The following is a 15978-nucleotide window of genomic DNA, read 5'->3' as shown; positions in this document are numbered from 1 at the left end:
ACGCCGCCCCCCGCCCGCCACGGCGGCTCCACCCCGCGCCTCGGGGGCGGGACGCCGTCCGTCAGCAGCGCCCCGACCGAGGCCTCCAACTCCCGCCGCGCCAAAGGCGCCCCGAGGCAGTAGTGGATCCCGGCCCCGAAGGTCAGGTGCGGATTGTCGGCCCGTACGAGGTCCAGCGCGTCGGGATCTTCGAAGCGCGCGGGATCCCGGTTCGCGGACCCGAAGAGCAACGCCACCTCGGCGCCGCGGGGGATGACGGTGTCACCGATCCGGATGTCGTCGAGCACCCAGCGTTCGAACATCTGGAGGGGAGTGTCGTACCGCAGAAGTTCATCCACAGCTGTGGACAACTTTTCGGGATCGCGGCTCTCGCGGAGCGCGGCGAGCTGCGCGGGGTTGCGGAACAGCGCCCACCACCCGTTGACGGTCGTGTTGACGGTGGCCTCGTGCCCGGCGTTCAGCAGGAGCACACAGGTGGAGATCATCTCCTGCTCACTGAGGCGGCCCTCGTCATCGTGGGCGGCGATCAGCCCGGAGATCAGATCCTCCCCGGGGCGGCTTCGCCGCTCGGCGATCAGCCCCCGGAGGTACGCGCTGAACTCGACGCTCGCCCGCACCGCGCGTCGCGCCGTCTCCTCGTCCGGCCGGAGCTCGAACATCCCGCAGATATCCGCCGACCAGGGCCGCAGCAGCCCCCGGTCCGCCTCGGGCACGCCCAGCAGCTCCGCGATCACCGCCACCGGCAGCGGCTCGGCGACGACGGTGAGCAGATCCCCGCCCCCGTCCGCGCGTAGCCGCCCCGCCAGCTCCCCGGCCAGCCGCCGCACGGCGGGCACGAGCCGCTCCACCGTCCGCGGGGTGAAGGCCTTCGCCACCAGCCTGCGCACCCGCGCGTGCGCGGGATCCTCCAGGTCCAGCAGGCCGTTGCCGTTGAGCACGTGGAAGGGCTCGTGCTCCGGTGGCGGCGCCGGCCGTCCGAACTCCTCGTGCGAGAACCGGTGGAGATAGGTCCGTCCCAGCCGCCGGTCCCGCAGCAGCGCACTCACATCGGCGTAGTGCGGCACCAGCCACTGCCCGGTGGCTTCCCACCACACGGCCCGCCCCTGCTCCCGCAACTCCCGGTACGCCGGATAGGGATCGGCGACGAACGCGGCATCCCACGGATCAAAGCCCATCCCCGCACCCTAAGGGCTGTCCCGTCACCCCCGGTGGATCAGCGCACGGCGTCGGATGCGGGGCATCGCTAGTGCTGTGACCGGAAAGGTTCACCGGGTCACGACGCCCGGCACGGCACCTCGCCGCGTTGTCGGACCGCGCGAGTACGTCCAGTACGAGCCGCGGCCCTCCGCCTTGCGATGCACCACACCGGACGCCGCAACCCGGCAAACCTTCCCGGCCACAGCACTAGGCGGAGGCGCGTCTGCATACCGGTCGTATTCTGGCGCTCCGACAACGCGGCGAGGTGGCGTAGCCGTCGTCGTGCGCCCGCCGGGGATGACGGGACAGCCCTTGGGCCCTGGCAGAGGCGGCCGAGCCCGATCAGGCGGGCCTCACCAAGCGGGTCTCGTACGCGTACACCGCAGCCTGGGTCCGGTCCCGCAGGCCCAGCTTCACCAGGATCCGGCTCACATGGGTCTTGATGGTGGACTCGGCGACGACCAGCCGGTCGGCTATCTCCGCATTGGACAACCCCTGCGCGATCAGTACCAGCACCTCCGTCTCCCGCTCCGTCAGCTCCCCCGCACCCGCCGGGTCCGCGATCTTGCGGGCCTCGGAGATCTTCGAGAACTCCACGATCAGCCGCTTGGTCACCGAGGGCGCCAGCAGGGCTTCCCCGGCCGCCACCACTCTCACCCCGTCGGCCAGCTGACGGGCCGACGCGTCCTTGAGCAGGAACCCGGAGGCCCCGGCCCGCAGCGCCTGGTACACGTACTCGTCGAGGTCGAAGGTCGTCAGGACCAGCACCTTCGCGTCCGTGTCGGCGGCCACGATCTCCCGCGTGGCCTCCAGCCCGTTCATCCGCGGCATCCGGATGTCCATCAGCACCACATCCGGCCGCAATGCCGCCACCTGCACGATGGCCTCCCGGCCGTCGACCGCCTCGCCGACCACCTCGATGCCGTCCATCGCGTTCAGCAGAACGGAGAACCCCTCGCGCACCATCACCTGGTCGTCGACGATCAACACTCTGATCGTCATACCGTCCCCTCCTGCGGCGCCGGCACGGGCTCCGAGCGGTGGGGGACCGGTATGAACACCGCCACCTCGTACCCGCCCGCCGACGTCCGGCCGGCCGTCATCTCGCCCTCCAGCATGGCCACCCGCTCCCGCATCCCGGTGATCCCGTGCCCGGCCCCCTGCGAGGGCCGCGCGTCCCCGGTCGCCCGGCCGTTGACGATCCGTATGCCCAGGCCGCCCAGTACGTACGAGACCTCCACCTCGGCCGTGGCCCCCGGCGCGTGCCGCAGCGTGTTGCTCAGGGCCTCCTGGACGATCCGGTACGCCGACAGCTCCACACCCTGCGGCAATTCCCGCACCGAGCCCGTGATCGTCTTCTCCACGCTCAGGCCGGCCTCCCGCACATTGGCCAGCAGGCCCTCCAGCGAGGCCAGCGTCGGCTGTGGGGCGTCCGGGGCCTCGTAGTCCGCGGAGCGCACCACACCCAGCACCCGCCGCAGCTCCGTCAGAGCCGCCACCGCGTTCTCCCGGATGGTGACGAACGCCGCCTCCAGCTCCGGCGGCGGGTTCTTCACCCGGTACGGCGCGGCCTCCGCCTGGATCGCCACCACCGACATGTGGTGGGCCACCACATCGTGCAACTCCCGGGCGATCGTGGTCCGCTCCTCCAACAGCGTCCGCTTGTCCCGCTCGACGGCCGTGACCTCCTGCTGCGCGCTCACCTCCGCCTTCGCGTCCCGGCGTATCTGAATGCTGCCCGCGATCACCAGGGCGAAGGCCGAGGCCAGTGCCATCTCCGGCATGTTCGATCCCCATCGGCCGTTGAACAGGAGGGAGATCCCGGTTCCCAGCACGAGGGTGAGCGCCCACATCCAGGCCGCCACCCGGGGCCCGGTCCGCAGGGTCACGAGGAACATGACAACGATGTACGCGAAGAAACTCCCGTCGGTCCACGGCCAGTTGAAGCCACCACCGATACCGGCCGTCACCACCGTCATCGCGATGGCCGCCCACCACGCGCCGACCGGCCGCACCAGCGTCATCAGGACCGGCGCCGCCGTCAGGAACGTCACGGCGATCGGCCCCAGGTCACCCCAGGCGGCCGACTGCGTGTTGAGCGAGATCATCCCGACAAGGAAGGCCAGGGCTCCCACCGCCGCATGCCGCCGCCACGGAGCGTACCGGCGCAGCACCCCGGGAAGCCGGCGCACGAAGCGACCGGAGGTATCCGCCGGCGGCAGCGGCCGGTAGACGAAGGCATCGGTGACGAGATCCCGGCGCAGGGTCGCGATCACCTCGGATGCCAGTCGGAACTCAGGTGCCCGGGATGTCCCCCCGGTGGTCGTCTCGGTCATGCACACCACCGTAGGTCCGTACCGCCCTCGTCCGCGTCGCCGCTGATGGGGATTTCCCGGGGTCCCTCTCAAGTACTACCCGGGTCGGCTCAGTAGCCCGTCGGGCGGATCAGACCCGTCTCGTACGCGAACACCGCGGCCTGCGTACGGTCCCGCAGACCCAGCTTCACCAGGATCCGGCTCACATGCGTCTTCACCGTCTGTTCGGCCAGCACCAGGTGCTCCGAGATCTCGGCATTCGACAGGCCCTGGGCGATCAGCGACAGCACCTCCGTCTCCCGCTCGGTCAGTGCCTCGATCCGGGCCCGCGACGGCGCACGCGGCGCCCCCAGCCGGGAGAACTCCGTGATCAGCCGCTTCGTGATGTTCGGCGAGAGCAGCGCCTCGCCGGCCGCGACCACCCGCACCGCCTCGGCGAGCTGGTCGGCCGAGGCGTCCTTGAGCAGGAACCCGGAGGCCCCGGCGCGCAGCGCCTCGTACACGTACTCGTCGAGATCGAAGGTGGTCAGCACCAGCACCTTCACAGCGGCGTCCGGAGCGGCCGTGATGACGGACGTGGCCTCGATCCCGCCCATCCCCGGCATGCGGATGTCCATCAGCACCACGTCCGGAGCCAGCTCGGCGACCTTCGCCACCGCGTCCGCCCCGTCCACCGCCTGCCCCACGACCTCTATGTCGGGCTGCGCGTCGAGAAGCACGGTGAAGCCCTGCCGGACCATCATCTGGTCGTCGGCGATCATCACCTTGATGGGGGTGCTCATGAGGCTCTCTTCGTCTCGGGGCCGGCGGCCACCGGCGGGTCCTGCGGATCCATCGGGAGTACGGCGCTCACCTCGTACCCCCCGTCGGGGCGCGGGCCGGCGGCCAGTTCGCCCCCCAGCATGCCTGCCCGCTCCCGCATCCCCAGCAGCCCGTGCCCCGCTCCGGGCGAGGGCGGGGCCGACCGGGTCGGCGCGCTGTTCGCGACGCACAGGTGCAGCTCACGCGGCCCGTACGCGATGCCCACCTCCACGCGCGAACCGGGCGCGTGGCGCAGCGCGTTGCTCAGCGCCTCCTGCACGATCCGGTACGCGGTGAGCTCCACGCCCGGGGTCAGCGGCCGCCGTATCCCCGCGATCTCCGTCGTGACATCGAGCCCGGCCCCCCGCACGTTGTCCACGAGACCGTCCAGTTCGCCCAGGGTGGGCTGTGGATGATGGGGGTTCACGGGATCGTCGGGCTGCTCGGACCGCAGCACGCCCAGCACCCGCCGCAGCTCCGTCAGCGCCTCCAGCGCGTTCTCCCGGATGCCGGCCAGATTCTCCTTGAGCTCTTCCGACGGGTTCTCCACCAGGTGCGGTGCGACCTGCGCCTGGATGGAGATCACCGACATGTGGTGGGCGACGACGTCGTGCAGTTCGCGGGCGATGCGGCTGCGCTCCTCCAGCAGGGTGCGCCGGGCCCGCTCCTCCTCGGTGAGGGTCTCCTGCTCCACGAGTTTGCCGCGGGCGAGGCGGGTGGCCCGAAGGGCGTGGCCGAGGATCCCCACGAACCCGAAGATGAGAGCCGCGCCGCCGATGATCGTCTGGCTTTGCGGAGGCCTGAGGGAGAGGTCGGCCAGTCCGTTGAGGGTGAGAGTGATGCCGACGACCGAGACGGTCACCCGGGGCGGCATCCGCAGGGCGACCATCAGGAGCACGGGCGCGAGCGTGAACGGCCCGGCCGGCGTCCACGGCCAGGACTGCCCCTGGCCGATGTGGTCATGGATGGCCCAGGCGCTCAGGCCGGAGGTGACGAGCCCGAGCCACCAGGCCGCGATCGGCCGGAACATGCTGAGCACGACGGACGCGGAGGTCAGCAGCGACAGCCCCAGGACGGCCGGACCGAACACCCCGTAATGGTCGTTCAGCTGCATTCCCGTGAGGACACCGCAGGGAACGGCCACGTAGCAGAGGACCACATGCGGCAGCCAGGCCAGCCAGCGCGGCCGCGACATCTTCGGGAGCGGATCCCGCCTCAGGGTGAACAACTCCCGGCCCAGTCCGTGCGGGAGGCGGGTGCGGACTTCGGCGGCGGGTGGCTCGGTCTGCTGGTTCACGCCGTTCAGGCTAAGGCGGGTCCTAGACACGGGTGATCTCCTTGGCGGGCTCCGCCTCGGGGCGGGAGACCGCGGCGGTACGGGTGACTCGGGAGGGCTTCCGACGGCGGGAGGCCTGCTCGTGGATACGGAACGCCGCCCAGCAGAGCGACAGCGCGGCGGCGAACACGGGCAGCCACAGCAGCCGGGCCGCTATCCAGCCCACCGAGTCGGGCACGGTGTGCAGCCCGGGCAGGTCTGCCGAGACCAGCAGCCCGAGAGCGGTGACGGCCATCATGGCGGTCTGGTGCCACAGGAAGACGGTCATGGCGAAGAGGTTCACCAGGGCCACCTTCGCCCAGGTCTTCGGCCGTCGCATGGCCCGGGCCAGTGGCTCGCGCACCAGCAGGGCCAGCCCGCACTGGGCCAGTGCGAAGGCCGCCGCGGCGAGTGTCGGCGGGTTCAGATTCGATACGGCGGCCCCGGGGACACCCACCATCGACGCCGGGTACCCGCACCACAGGATCAGCGCGGCCGTGGCCACGCCTCCCGCTCCGAGCAGGAGCAGCGCCTCGCCGCGCCGGGCGAAAGCCCCACGGGACCAGGCGGCACCGAGGGTGAAGGGGACGAGCCAGCCCGCCGCCACATTGATCCAGCCGATCCAGGCCGGGCCCCCCAGCCCGAAGCGCCACACGTCTACGGCAGCGACCACGGCCAGCGGCCACAGCGGGCCGATCCGGGCCACGAGCGGGGTCGCGGCGGTGAGCGTGGCGAACACGAGCAGGAACCACAGCGGCGACAGCACCAACGTGACCAGCGACCGGACGGTGCCGAGCTCCGCCCCGCCGATCAGCATCCCGCCCGCGACGACCGCCCAGAGAAGCAGTACCGCGGCGACCGGACGGAACAGCCGCCCCAGCCGCTGCCCGGCCCAGGCGCCGTACGAGACGCCACGCTCGCGCGCCGACATGTACCCGCGGGCGGCGACATGGCCGCCGACCAGGAAGAAGACGGACAGCGTCTGGAACACCCAGGACACCGGAGCCAGCCACGGCATGTGTGCCAGCGGGCTGGTGGTGCTCAGACCGCCGTCGCGTGCGGTCAGCGCGGTCACCAGCCAGTGTCCGAGGACCACGCCGAGGATCGCGAAGGCCCGCAGAGCGTCCACGGCGCGGTCACGGTCGGCCGGCGTGGCCGCGTCGATGTCCGTCGCCAGGGTGGACCAGTGGGCGCGGAACTCAACCATGGTCGGCCTCCGATGCGGGGGTGGTGCCCAGGACGATGGCGGCCAGGCTGTCGAGGGACACGGTGCCCGGCTTGAGGTAGTCGCTGTGCCCGACGGCGCCCGCGGCGAAGGCCCTGGCCCCGAAAGCGGGGTCGACCGGGTCGGTGCCGAAACCGATCCCACCGAGCCGGACGTGCGGGACGTTGCCGATCCAGTCGCCGCTGCCCCGGCCGACCCAGACCCGGGCCGCGGTCGGCAGCTCCCGGGCGGATCCGGCCCCCGTGCCCGGGCTGCCGAACAGCGCCACGTCACTGACCGCGGACCCGGTGGCGGTCCGGGCGCAGACCACGGAGCCGTACGAGTGGCACAGCAGGGAGAGCCGGGCACCGGGTCCCGATATGCCGTGCAACCGGTCCAGGAAGGGGGCCAGTTCGGCAGCGGCCTCGTCGGCCCGGTCGGCGCTCAGGACGGTGGTGCTCACCGTGCCGGGGGTGTCGTACCCGAGCCAGGCGACCACGGCGGAGCGCGGATGGTCGGCCTGCAGGCGCTGCTGGAGGGAGACGGCCCCGGCACGGAAGCGTTCGTAGGTGTCCAGCGTGGTGTCGGACCCGGGCACCAGGACGGCGACCCGGTCGGCGTTCCCCAGATCGCCGAACACCTCGACGGCGCGGCCCCTGCCGCGGCCGTCGAAGGTGAGGAACTGGGCTGCTCCGGCCGAACTCATGGCGCGCAGCCTGGCCGCCCGGCCGGGGCGGTCGGCGTCCTCGGCGGTGCGGGCCGCCTCAGCCAGGTTGGCGCTGTTGGCGGCGTACCGGCTCCGGGGCGTGGCGTCCGCGGAGAACCTGGCGGGCGCGGGGGCCGGTACGTTCGGGGAGGCCGCGGCGGAGACGGGGACCACCACGGCCGCGGCGACCAGCGTGGCCAGCAGGCCGCGGCGCAGCCGGCCGCCCCCGGAGCCGGCCCTCCCCGTGGCTGGCGCCGTGCCCGCCACGCGGGTCTCTCCCGCGGTCCCGGCCCGCGTCCCCGTCCTCGTACCCGTTGCCATGGCCCTCTTCCTTCGGTCGCCGGAAGAGCCGTGAACGCTCCTCTCTGCTGACGAAGTTAGAAATCCGGGCCCGTGGTCGGCGTCACGCCATGGAGCTGTGTTCGCGCGTAGCTCTCAGGTATGACGGGGGAAACCTGCGAGGCAGGTACACGGGGCCGTGGCGGCCACGACCGCCCCTACGGCCACAACAGGTACGACGTCACGTCACGACCGTCCGGGTGCAGCGACCTCCCGGTCGGAGCGGCGTCACGACCGGAGCGACGCCACGTCGCCGCCACCCGCACGCCGAAGCCGATCAGGACGACACCCGTCGTCCGGTCCGGCGCGCGCCGGACCGCGGCCGCGCGCGGAACCGCCCGATGCGTGACGCCTTCACCATCAGGTCGCCTCGGCCGAAGCGCGCCGGCAGCGCCGCGAGCCCCGCCACGATGAGGGCGCCCCGGACCAGCAGCCCGACGGCGATCCCCGTCGCGCCGAGAAGAGCGGTGGGCGCGCGGCTCAGTCGGCGACCAGGGGTTCGGCCACCAGGGGTTCGACGTAGCCCGCCCGCCAGCGGGGCGCCGGGTCCTGGCCGGGGCTGGTCCAGTACTCCCTCGCCCCGGCGATCACCCCGTCCCGCACGGTCCAGAGGGAGACGGCCCGGTAGACGACGTGGTCCTGAGGTATCTCCACCTCGGTGACCACGAGGTTCCCGTCGGCCAGGATCCGCAGCAGGTCCACGGATCTCTCGTCCGCGTAGCCGTCGTCGCTGTTCACGGCTATGAAGTTGGCGCGCCCCACGATGCGCTCACCGCTCACGGGCCATTCGATGACCGCGTCTTCGGCAATGAGCGCGGCCACGCCGTCCCAGTCGCGTGCCTCGATTCGCTCCCACAGTTGTGCCACTACCTTCAACGGCTCCATGTGCCGCAGTGTCCGACAGCCCCGTTATACGTAACAAGCTTTGCTTGCAGGCTTATTGACTTCGACACAATCGCTCGCGCCGGCCGGGGCTCACTCCCGCGCGGGCGCCGGAACGGTGGCGGACGGCGCCGCGGATTCCAGCGCGTCCAGTGCCGTGGCCAGCCGTTCCAGGGCGCGGACCGTCTCCGCGAAGGCGGCATCGCCCAGCTCCGCCGTGAGGCGGGCCGCCAGCGCCGCGTGGCCCGGGCCGATCCGGTCCACCGCGTCGAGCCCCTCCTGCGTGGGCCGCAGCAGCTTCGCCCTCCGGTGGGCGGGGTTGGGGGCGTATTCCGCCAAGCCCTTGGCGACCAGCAGGTCCGCGATGCGCTGCACGCTCTGCCGGGTGATGCCCATGCTCCGGGCGATGCCCGCGACGGGAAGCGGCTCCCGCAGCACCGCGCCCAGCACCTGCCACCAGGCGGCCGTCAGCCCGGCCGGCTTGGCCAGCTCTTCCGAGATGGCGAGGAACTGGCCGTTCAGCCGGAACACCCCGAGCGCGGTGCGGCTCAGCAGGTCCTGCTGGGTCCGGGCGTCCCCCAGCTCCCCGCCGCCGAGTCCCCCGCGCTCCCCAACGCCCCCGAGTCCCCCAACGCCCCCGAGCTCCCCGACGTCCCCGACGGGCAGCGGCTCGTGCGTCGCCTCACGCATCGCCGGCCGCCGATGCCGCCATCAGGACCGGGTACGCGGCCGGGTCCGAGTCGTGGAAGAGCCCGTACCAGGCGTCCAGGACGTCCGGCTTGTAGACGTCCAGCCGGGCGAACACCTCGCGGGCGAAGGCCACCGGCTCCGTCGGCCCCGCCGTGATCAGGTCGCCGTCGGTCACCGCGTCGGCCTCGACGTAGCTCTCGGCGCCCCCGTAGCCGGGCTGCTCCGCCAGGTAGAAGGAGGCGCCGCTGGTGTGGGTCCGGCCGTCCAGCAGGCCCTCGCGGGCGAGGCCGGCGGTGGCTCCGCAGATCGCCGCGACCGGCACCCCGGCGGCCAGGAACTCCCGCGCCTTGGCCGCGAACGGCGTCAGCTCATCGCTCGTGTCCCACAGGGACGCACCCGTGAGGATCAGCAGCGAGGAGTCCTCCGGTCGCAGGTCGGACAGGGCCAGATCAGGCTGGATGCGGACGCCGCCCATGGTGGTGACCGGCTGCGCGGTGCTCAGGCCCACCGTGCGCACGGTGTGGCCGCGCTGGGTGAGGTGCGCGGTGGTGTGGCCGGTCTCCCAGTCCGCGTACGTGTCGTAGACCGCGAGGTGGACGGGCTTGCGCGGGGTCTCGCTCATGGTGCTTCGCCTCCAGCGTGGATTCCTGCTCTATGACAATAGACTGTCATAACGACAGGATGCTGTCAATCCTTCGAGGGTGCCGACGCCCGCGCAGACAGACTGCAGACAGACTGCCGAGAGTGGCCCCCCACCCCCATACAGTCCGCCGATGTCCCGCCCCACCTGCGCACTTCTAGCGTGACGGCATGACCCCTCATGTCACCTCGCACACCCTTGCCGCCGTGAAGGACGCAGATCGGAAGCACGTCTTCCACTCCTGGTCGGCCCAGGCCCTGATCGACCCCCTCGCCGTCGCCGGTGCCGAGGGGTCGTACTTCTGGGACTACGAAGGCAAGCGGTTCCTCGACTTCTCCTCCCAGCTGGTCAACACCAACATCGGCCACCAGCACCCCAAGGTCGTCGCCGCGATCCAGGAACAGGCCGCCCGGCTCTGCACCCTCGCGCCCGGCTTCGCCGTCGACGTCCGTTCCGAGGCCGCACGCCTCGTCGCCGGACGGACCCCGGGCGACCTGGACAAGATCTTCTTCACCAACGGCGGCGCCGAAGCCGTCGAGAACGCCGTCCGCATGGCCCGGCTGCACACCGGCCGCGCCAAGGTGCTCTCCACCTACCGCTCCTACCACGGCGCCACCGCCGCCGCGATCAACCTGACCGGCGACCCGCGCCGCTGGCCCTCCGACACGGCCGCCGCCGGCGTCGTGCACTTCTGGGGCCCGTACCTCTACCGCTCCGCCTTCCACGCCACCACCGAGGCCGAGGAGTGCGACCGCGCCCTCTCCCACCTCGCCGACACCATCGCCTTCGAGGGGCCGGGGACCATCGCGGCGATCATCCTGGAGAGCGTGCCCGGCACCGCCGGCATCATGACCCCGCCCGCCGGCTACCTCGCGGGCGTGCGCGAGCTCTGCGACCGCCACGGCATCGTCTTCATCCTGGACGAGGTCATGTCGGGCTTCGGTCGCACCGGCAAGTGGTTCGCCGCCGACCACTGGGGCGTCACCCCCGACCTGATCACCTTCGCCAAGGGTGTGAACAGCGGCTACGTCCCGCTCGGCGGCGTGGCCATCTCGGCCGCCATCGCCGAGACCTTCGCCACCCGCCCCTACCCTGGCGGGCTGACGTACTCCGGCCACCCCCTGGCCTGCGCCGCCGCCGTCGCGACCATCAACACGATGGAGGAGGAAGGCATCGTCGAGCACTCCGCCCACCTCGGCGAGAACGTGATCGGCCCGGCGCTCGCCGAGATCGCCGAACGCCACCCCTCGGTCGGCGAGGTCCGCGGGCTGGGCACCTTCTGGGCCCTGGAACTCGTACGGGACAAGGAAACGCGCGAGCCGCTCGTGCCGTACAACGCGGCCGGTGCGGACAACGCGCCGATGGCCGAATTCGCCGCCGCCTGCAAGGCGTCGGGTCTGTGGCCCTTCGTGAACATGAACCGGACCCATGTCGTCCCGCCCTGCAACGTCACGGAGGCGGAGGCCAAAGAGGGCCTGGCCCTGCTGGACGAGGCGCTGACGGTCGCCGACCGCCACACCGCCGCCGGCTAGACCCGCAGCCGCCCCCTTCACCCACCCCGTACCCCTGTCCGGCATCCGTCCCCGCACGGTGGGTGCGGATGTCGGATATCGGTTAGCTACCGATCGGTTTTCAGCCGCGTTGTCTGGCCTATGGTGTCCGCAGCCCTACGACAGGAGACGGACCCCTATGCCAGGCAGCGGAGCTGTCACCCGCAACACACTTCGCCAGCAGATCGCGGACGCGCTGCGGGACGAGGTGCTCGCGGGACGCCTGCCTCCGGGGACCGAGTTCACTGTCAAGCAGATCGCCGAACAGTACGAGGTCTCCGCGACCCCGGTGCGCGAGGCGCTCGTGGACCTCTCCGCCCAAGGGCTGCTGGAGCTGGTCCAGCACCGCGGCTTCCGTGTGCGGATCTTCTCCGTGGACGACTTCCGGGGCATGATCGAGGCCCGCTCGCTCGTCGTGGACGGGATCTTCCGCCGCCTCGCCGAGCGCGGCACCGCCCCCGGCTCCGGCGAGCGGCTGGTGTCGGTGCGCCGCCGCGGCGAGGAGGCCCGCCGGGCCGCGCAGAGCGGTTCGCTCGAAGTGCTGATCGGCTACGACCTGCGCTTCTGGCGGGAGCTGAGCGGGCTCGTCGCCAACACCTACATCTCCGAGTTCCTGCACCGTATTCGTGTGCAGTGCTGGGTCTTCGCCGTCCCCCACCTCCAGCGCGAGCCGCAGCTGCGGGCGGCGCTGTGGGACGGCCACAGCGAGCTGGTGGACGCGGTGACGCTCGCCGACGCCGACGCGGTGCGCGGCATAGTGCGGGGCTACAACGAGCACGCGCTGGCCTGGGCCGCCCGCCTCTGAGTCCCGAGGTTCTGCGCACCCCTTCGCGGAGGGTGTCCGGCCCACTACGCTGGCCGGATCGGCGGCATCGACTGATCGGAGGCCGAGTGGCCTGTGACCTGTGGCTGGTCCCCCTTGTCGACGTGCTGTGCCACAGCCCCGACAACCCCTTCGCGGAAGAGATCGCCTCGTACGACAGGGCGCTGGGCGCGGCCGGACTGCCGTCCGTGCCCGTGTTCGCGTACATGCCGGGCCTGAGCGGGGACGTCGCCCCGGTCGCCGGCTTCGACTACGACGCCCTGCATTTCCTGAGGCGGGCGTACCTGCTCCAGCTCTGCGGGCTGCCCGTGAACCCGGTGGACGAACTGGGCGGGGACTACGAGCAACTGCTGGAGATGTTCGAGCCCACGGCCCAGCAGTCGCACCTGGTGTGGCACTACGACCACGCCGGGGCCTACGTCCCGGTGGACTTCGTGGCTCCGCTGGCGAACGAGGAGCTGCTGGCCGGGGGCGGGCCGCTGGGGTCCGTACAGGGGCTGCTGCGGGAGCTGCTGTTCGTGGCCCCCGCCATCGGCATAGACCCGGGGAACCCGCCCGCCGCACCGGCGCCGCCGGGGCGGCCGACGCTGCTGGAGGAGCCGGCGGGGCCGATCCCGTACGACGAGAGCCCCTTCGCCCGTGAACGGCACGTGTGGCTGGGACTGCACGCGGCCGCGACGCGGAGCCTCGGCCAGGGGTCGATGATCATCTTCAGCTGAGCGGGCCGGTGGGCGGGGTACGGGTCCGCTGCGCGGAACCTCGGCCCCGCCCGTCTCCGCGATGCGCCCCCGCCCGTCTCGGCAGGGCTGTCCCGCCCGTCCCCGCAGGCCTGTCCCGCCCGTCTCAGCGCGGCTGCTCCGGCGGCCGCTGCCGGGGCATGTTCGGTCTGGTGCCCGGCGGCAGCGGGAAGCGGGCGGGCGGGACGTTCGCGTCCGGGCGCCCTCCGGACGCCCCCAGCGACTGCATCACCAGCGGCGCGGGCCCGGCCCGGAACTCCACCATCCAGTCCGCCGTCTCCGAGCGCACCAGCTCGGTGATGTCCTCGGAGAAGCGGCGCAGCACGGTCAGGCACCGTTCCGCGGCCTCGCTGGCCGTGCCCTCGGTGGGCCCGAGCACCTCGCGCACGTTCTCCGAGGCCCAGTCGAACTGGAGGGTCTGGAGCCGGCGCTGCACCGCCTGGGCCGTGGCCACGTCCCGCATCCACGCGGACGTCAGCCCGAAGAACCGGTCGCAGGCCAGCGCGGCCGCGCCCAGCAGCAGCGCGAGGTAGCCGTACGTGGAGGCGCCCGGGATCGAGCCCGTCAGCTCCAGCAGCGGCATCGAGGCGCCCGTGACGGCGCCCACGGCCGCCCCGGCACGCAGCACGCGCGCACCGCGCCGCTTCAACGCCCGGTCGGACAGGTACCACTCGGCGGTGCGCAGCGCGTCGGCCTCGACCCGCCGGTAGAGCTCGTCGAGCCGCTCGGCGGGCTCGCCCCAGTCCCCGAGGGGGAACGGCCGGCCGGTCAGATCGCCCGCCGCCATCGGTCCGCCGCCTTCCTCCCGGGGATCCCGGGGTGGCCCCTCGGGCTGCATCTCCGGCTGGCTCACCCGGCACTCCCTCTGCCTGCGCTGACGTGTGGTGGTGCGCGTGTGCGCAATGATGCGCATGCTCTTCCTACCTTCGAATGCCGGGTGATGGGCGACGATTGCCGGGAATTCCGCTCGCAGGAGGTCTCCAGCAGGTACGCGTACGCCCCGTCTCTCACTCGAAAGAGTTGGTCCTCACGGCGTAGGGCGCGGCGCCCGGGGAGCACGTAGGCTCGGATTGACCAGCGTTCCGAAGGTCTCGACGTACGACGTATGGAGTGAGTGCCCTGTGATTCCCGGTGGTGGCCAGCCCAACATGCAGCAGCTGCTCCAGCAGGCCCAGAAGATGCAGCAGGATCTCGCGGCCGCGCAGGAGGAGCTCGCACGGACGGAGGTCGAGGGTCAGGCCGGCGGCGGTCTGGTGAAGGCGACCGTCACCGGATCCGGCGAGCTGCGCGCACTGGTGATCGACCCGAAGGCTGTGGACCCCGAGGACACGGAGACGCTCGCCGACCTGGTGGTCGCCGCGGTACAGGCGGCCAACGAGAATGCGCAGGCACTCCAGCAGCAGAAGCTGGGCCCCCTGGCCCAGGGGCTGGGCGGCGGCAGCGGTATCCCCGGCCTCCCGTTCTAGCCCTCCCCTGCTCCGACCTACCCGACGAAAGAAGGCAGTCCGTTGTACGAAGGCGTGGTTCAGGACCTGATCGACGAACTGGGCAGGCTGCCCGGCGTCGGGCCCAAGAGCGCGCAGCGGATCGCCTTCCACATCCTGCAGGCCGAGCCCACCGACGTCCGCCGCCTCGCGCACGCGCTGCTGGAGGTCAAGGACAAGGTCCGGTTCTGCGCGGTGTGCGGGAACGTGGCACAGGAGGAGCGGTGCGGCATCTGCCGCGACCCGCGCCGGGACACCACCGTCATCTGCGTCGTCGAGGAGCCCAAGGACGTCGTCGCGATCGAGCGGACGCGCGAGTTCCGGGGGAAGTACCACGTCCTCGGGGGCGCGATCAGCCCGATCGAGGGCGTCGGCCCGGACGATCTGCGCATCCGCGAGCTCCTGGCGCGCCTGGCGGACGGCGAGGTGACCGAGCTGATCCTGGCCACCGACCCGAACCTGGAGGGCGAGGCCACCGCCACCTACCTCGCCCGCATGATCAAGCCCATGGGCCTGAAGGTAACCCGCCTGGCCAGCGGCCTCCCCGTCGGGGGAGATCTGGAGTACGCGGACGAGGTCACGCTCGGGCGGGCCTTTGAAGGAAGGCGACTTCTCGATGTCTGACGCAACGCTGCACGCCCTGGGACAGGATCCGGACGACTTCGCCGCCTCGATCTCGGACCAGATCGAGTCCTTCATCGTCGCGGTCACCGAGGTGGCCAAGGGCGAGGACCCGGACAGCGCGGTGCCCTTCCTCCTCCTGGAGGTGTCCCAGCTGCTGCTGGCGGGCGGCCGACTGGGTGCGTACCAGGACGTGCTGCCCGACGAGCGCTACGAGCCCGACCTGGGCCCGGAGCCGGACGTGGACGACCTGCGCGAGCGCTTCGCGGTCATGCTGGAGCCGGTCGACGTCTACTCCGAGGTCTTCGATCCGTACGAGCCGCGCAAGACCCCGGTCGCGCACCGGATCTCGGACGACCTCGCCGACGTGGTCGCCGACCTGCGGCACGGACTCATCCACCACCAGGCGGGCCGGATCACCGAGGCGCTGTGGTGGTGGCAGTTCTCGTACTTCACCAACTGGGGTCCGACGGCCTCGGCGACGCTGCGCGCCCTGCAGTCGCTGATCGCCCATGTCCGCCTCGACCAGCCTCTCGCCGCCCTGGACGGCCTGGACACGGACGAGGACCTGACCGAGGACGACCTCGCGGAACAGGCCGGACAGGTGATGGCCGAGGAGCTCGGCGGGCTCGGCCGCACCTGAGCGAAGGCAGCGGCCGGACAGGGAACTCATT

The 15978-nt window shown here is 71.9% G+C and carries 17 protein-coding genes; 6 read left to right on the top strand and 11 right to left on the bottom strand.

Annotation, left to right across the window (positions count from 1 at the left end):
* The 10 genes from ACWGIU_RS00960 to ACWGIU_RS00915 form a co-directional block, all read right to left on the bottom strand.
* Window positions 1–1175, bottom strand: a 1175-nt coding sequence (locus ACWGIU_RS00960) for a cytochrome P450 (protein WP_453701575.1), incomplete at its 3' end; no start/stop codon positions are given.
* A 364-nt stretch (window positions 1176–1539) separates the two neighbouring features.
* Complete coding sequence (locus ACWGIU_RS00955; protein ID WP_453701574.1) at window positions 1540–2199, bottom strand: response regulator; 660 nt, start codon at window positions 2197–2199, stop codon at window positions 1540–1542.
* The gene (locus ACWGIU_RS00950) at window positions 2196–3533 is read right to left on the bottom strand and encodes a sensor histidine kinase (RefSeq protein ID WP_453701573.1); all 1338 of its coding nucleotides are present in this window, start codon (window positions 3531–3533) and stop codon (window positions 2196–2198) included. Before ACWGIU_RS00950 ends, ACWGIU_RS00955 begins: the two co-directional genes overlap by 4 nt.
* Before the next feature lie 89 nt (window positions 3534–3622).
* On the bottom strand, window positions 3623–4294 hold the full coding sequence (locus ACWGIU_RS00945) for a response regulator (protein ID WP_453701572.1): 672 nt from the start codon (window positions 4292–4294) through the stop codon (window positions 3623–3625).
* Window positions 4291–5610 (bottom strand): sensor histidine kinase, encoded by a 1320-nt coding sequence (locus ACWGIU_RS00940; protein WP_453701571.1) that lies wholly within the window; start codon window positions 5608–5610, stop codon window positions 4291–4293. The genes ACWGIU_RS00945 and ACWGIU_RS00940 overlap by 4 nt, the downstream gene beginning before the upstream one ends.
* A 22-nt stretch (window positions 5611–5632) precedes the next feature.
* The gene (locus tag ACWGIU_RS00935; protein WP_453701570.1) at window positions 5633–6835 is read right to left on the bottom strand and encodes an acyltransferase family protein; all 1203 of its coding nucleotides are present in this window, start codon (window positions 6833–6835) and stop codon (window positions 5633–5635) included.
* Window positions 6828–7859 (bottom strand): alpha/beta hydrolase, encoded by a 1032-nt coding sequence (locus tag ACWGIU_RS00930; protein WP_453701569.1) that lies wholly within the window; start codon window positions 7857–7859, stop codon window positions 6828–6830. Before ACWGIU_RS00930 ends, ACWGIU_RS00935 begins: the two co-directional genes overlap by 8 nt.
* A 498-nt stretch (window positions 7860–8357) precedes the next feature.
* Window positions 8358–8762, bottom strand: a complete 405-nt coding sequence (locus ACWGIU_RS00925; protein WP_453701568.1) for a nuclear transport factor 2 family protein — start codon at window positions 8760–8762, stop codon at window positions 8358–8360.
* Between the two features lie 90 nt (window positions 8763–8852).
* A complete protein-coding gene (locus tag ACWGIU_RS00920) occupies window positions 8853–9341 on the bottom strand; it encodes a MarR family winged helix-turn-helix transcriptional regulator (RefSeq protein ID WP_453701577.1) in 489 nt (162 codons plus the stop codon).
* A 100-nt stretch (window positions 9342–9441) separates the two neighbouring features.
* Window positions 9442–10071: a type 1 glutamine amidotransferase family protein gene (locus ACWGIU_RS00915; protein WP_453701567.1), complete on the bottom strand. Its 630-nt coding sequence runs from the start codon at window positions 10069–10071 to the stop codon at window positions 9442–9444.
* Between the two features lie 188 nt (window positions 10072–10259).
* On the opposite strand from ACWGIU_RS00915, the gene ACWGIU_RS00910 reads away from it, so the two are divergent.
* The 3 genes from ACWGIU_RS00910 to ACWGIU_RS00900 all read left to right on the top strand — a co-directional run bounded on the left by ACWGIU_RS00910 (window position 10260) and on the right by ACWGIU_RS00900 (window position 13181).
* Complete coding sequence (locus ACWGIU_RS00910; protein ID WP_453701566.1) at window positions 10260–11621, top strand: aminotransferase class III-fold pyridoxal phosphate-dependent enzyme; 1362 nt, start codon at window positions 10260–10262, stop codon at window positions 11619–11621.
* A 157-nt stretch (window positions 11622–11778) separates the two neighbouring features.
* Window positions 11779–12444 (top strand): GntR family transcriptional regulator, encoded by a 666-nt coding sequence (locus tag ACWGIU_RS00905; protein WP_453701565.1) that lies wholly within the window; start codon window positions 11779–11781, stop codon window positions 12442–12444.
* Between the two features lie 86 nt (window positions 12445–12530).
* Window positions 12531–13181 (top strand): hypothetical protein, encoded by a 651-nt coding sequence (locus tag ACWGIU_RS00900; RefSeq protein ID WP_453701564.1) that lies wholly within the window; start codon window positions 12531–12533, stop codon window positions 13179–13181.
* A 124-nt stretch (window positions 13182–13305) separates the two neighbouring features.
* Here the strand turns inward: ACWGIU_RS00900 and ACWGIU_RS00895 are convergent, their stop codons facing one another.
* Entirely contained in the window at window positions 13306–14052 is a 747-nt protein-coding gene (locus ACWGIU_RS00895) for an SLATT domain-containing protein (RefSeq protein WP_453701563.1), read from the bottom strand.
* Between the two features lie 268 nt (window positions 14053–14320).
* Between ACWGIU_RS00895 and ACWGIU_RS00890 the strand changes: the two genes are divergently transcribed.
* Genes ACWGIU_RS00890 through ACWGIU_RS00880 form a run of 3 tightly spaced genes read left to right on the top strand, consistent with a single transcriptional unit; the run spans window position 14321 to window position 15947 of the window.
* Window positions 14321–14665, top strand: coding sequence for a YbaB/EbfC family nucleoid-associated protein (locus tag ACWGIU_RS00890; RefSeq protein WP_076044258.1), 345 nt, complete (start codon window positions 14321–14323; stop codon window positions 14663–14665).
* Between the two features lie 42 nt (window positions 14666–14707).
* Window positions 14708–15307, top strand: a complete 600-nt coding sequence (gene recR, locus ACWGIU_RS00885) for a recombination mediator RecR (protein WP_030010802.1) — start codon at window positions 14708–14710, stop codon at window positions 15305–15307.
* Complete coding sequence (locus ACWGIU_RS00880) at window positions 15300–15947, top strand: DUF5063 domain-containing protein (protein ID WP_453701562.1); 648 nt, start codon at window positions 15300–15302, stop codon at window positions 15945–15947. Before recR ends, ACWGIU_RS00880 begins: the two co-directional genes overlap by 8 nt.
* Window positions 15948–15978 lie beyond the last annotated feature (31 nt).

The organism is Streptomyces sp. NPDC054840 (assembly GCF_053611065.1).
This window is presented reverse-complemented; position numbering and strand designations above follow the sequence as displayed.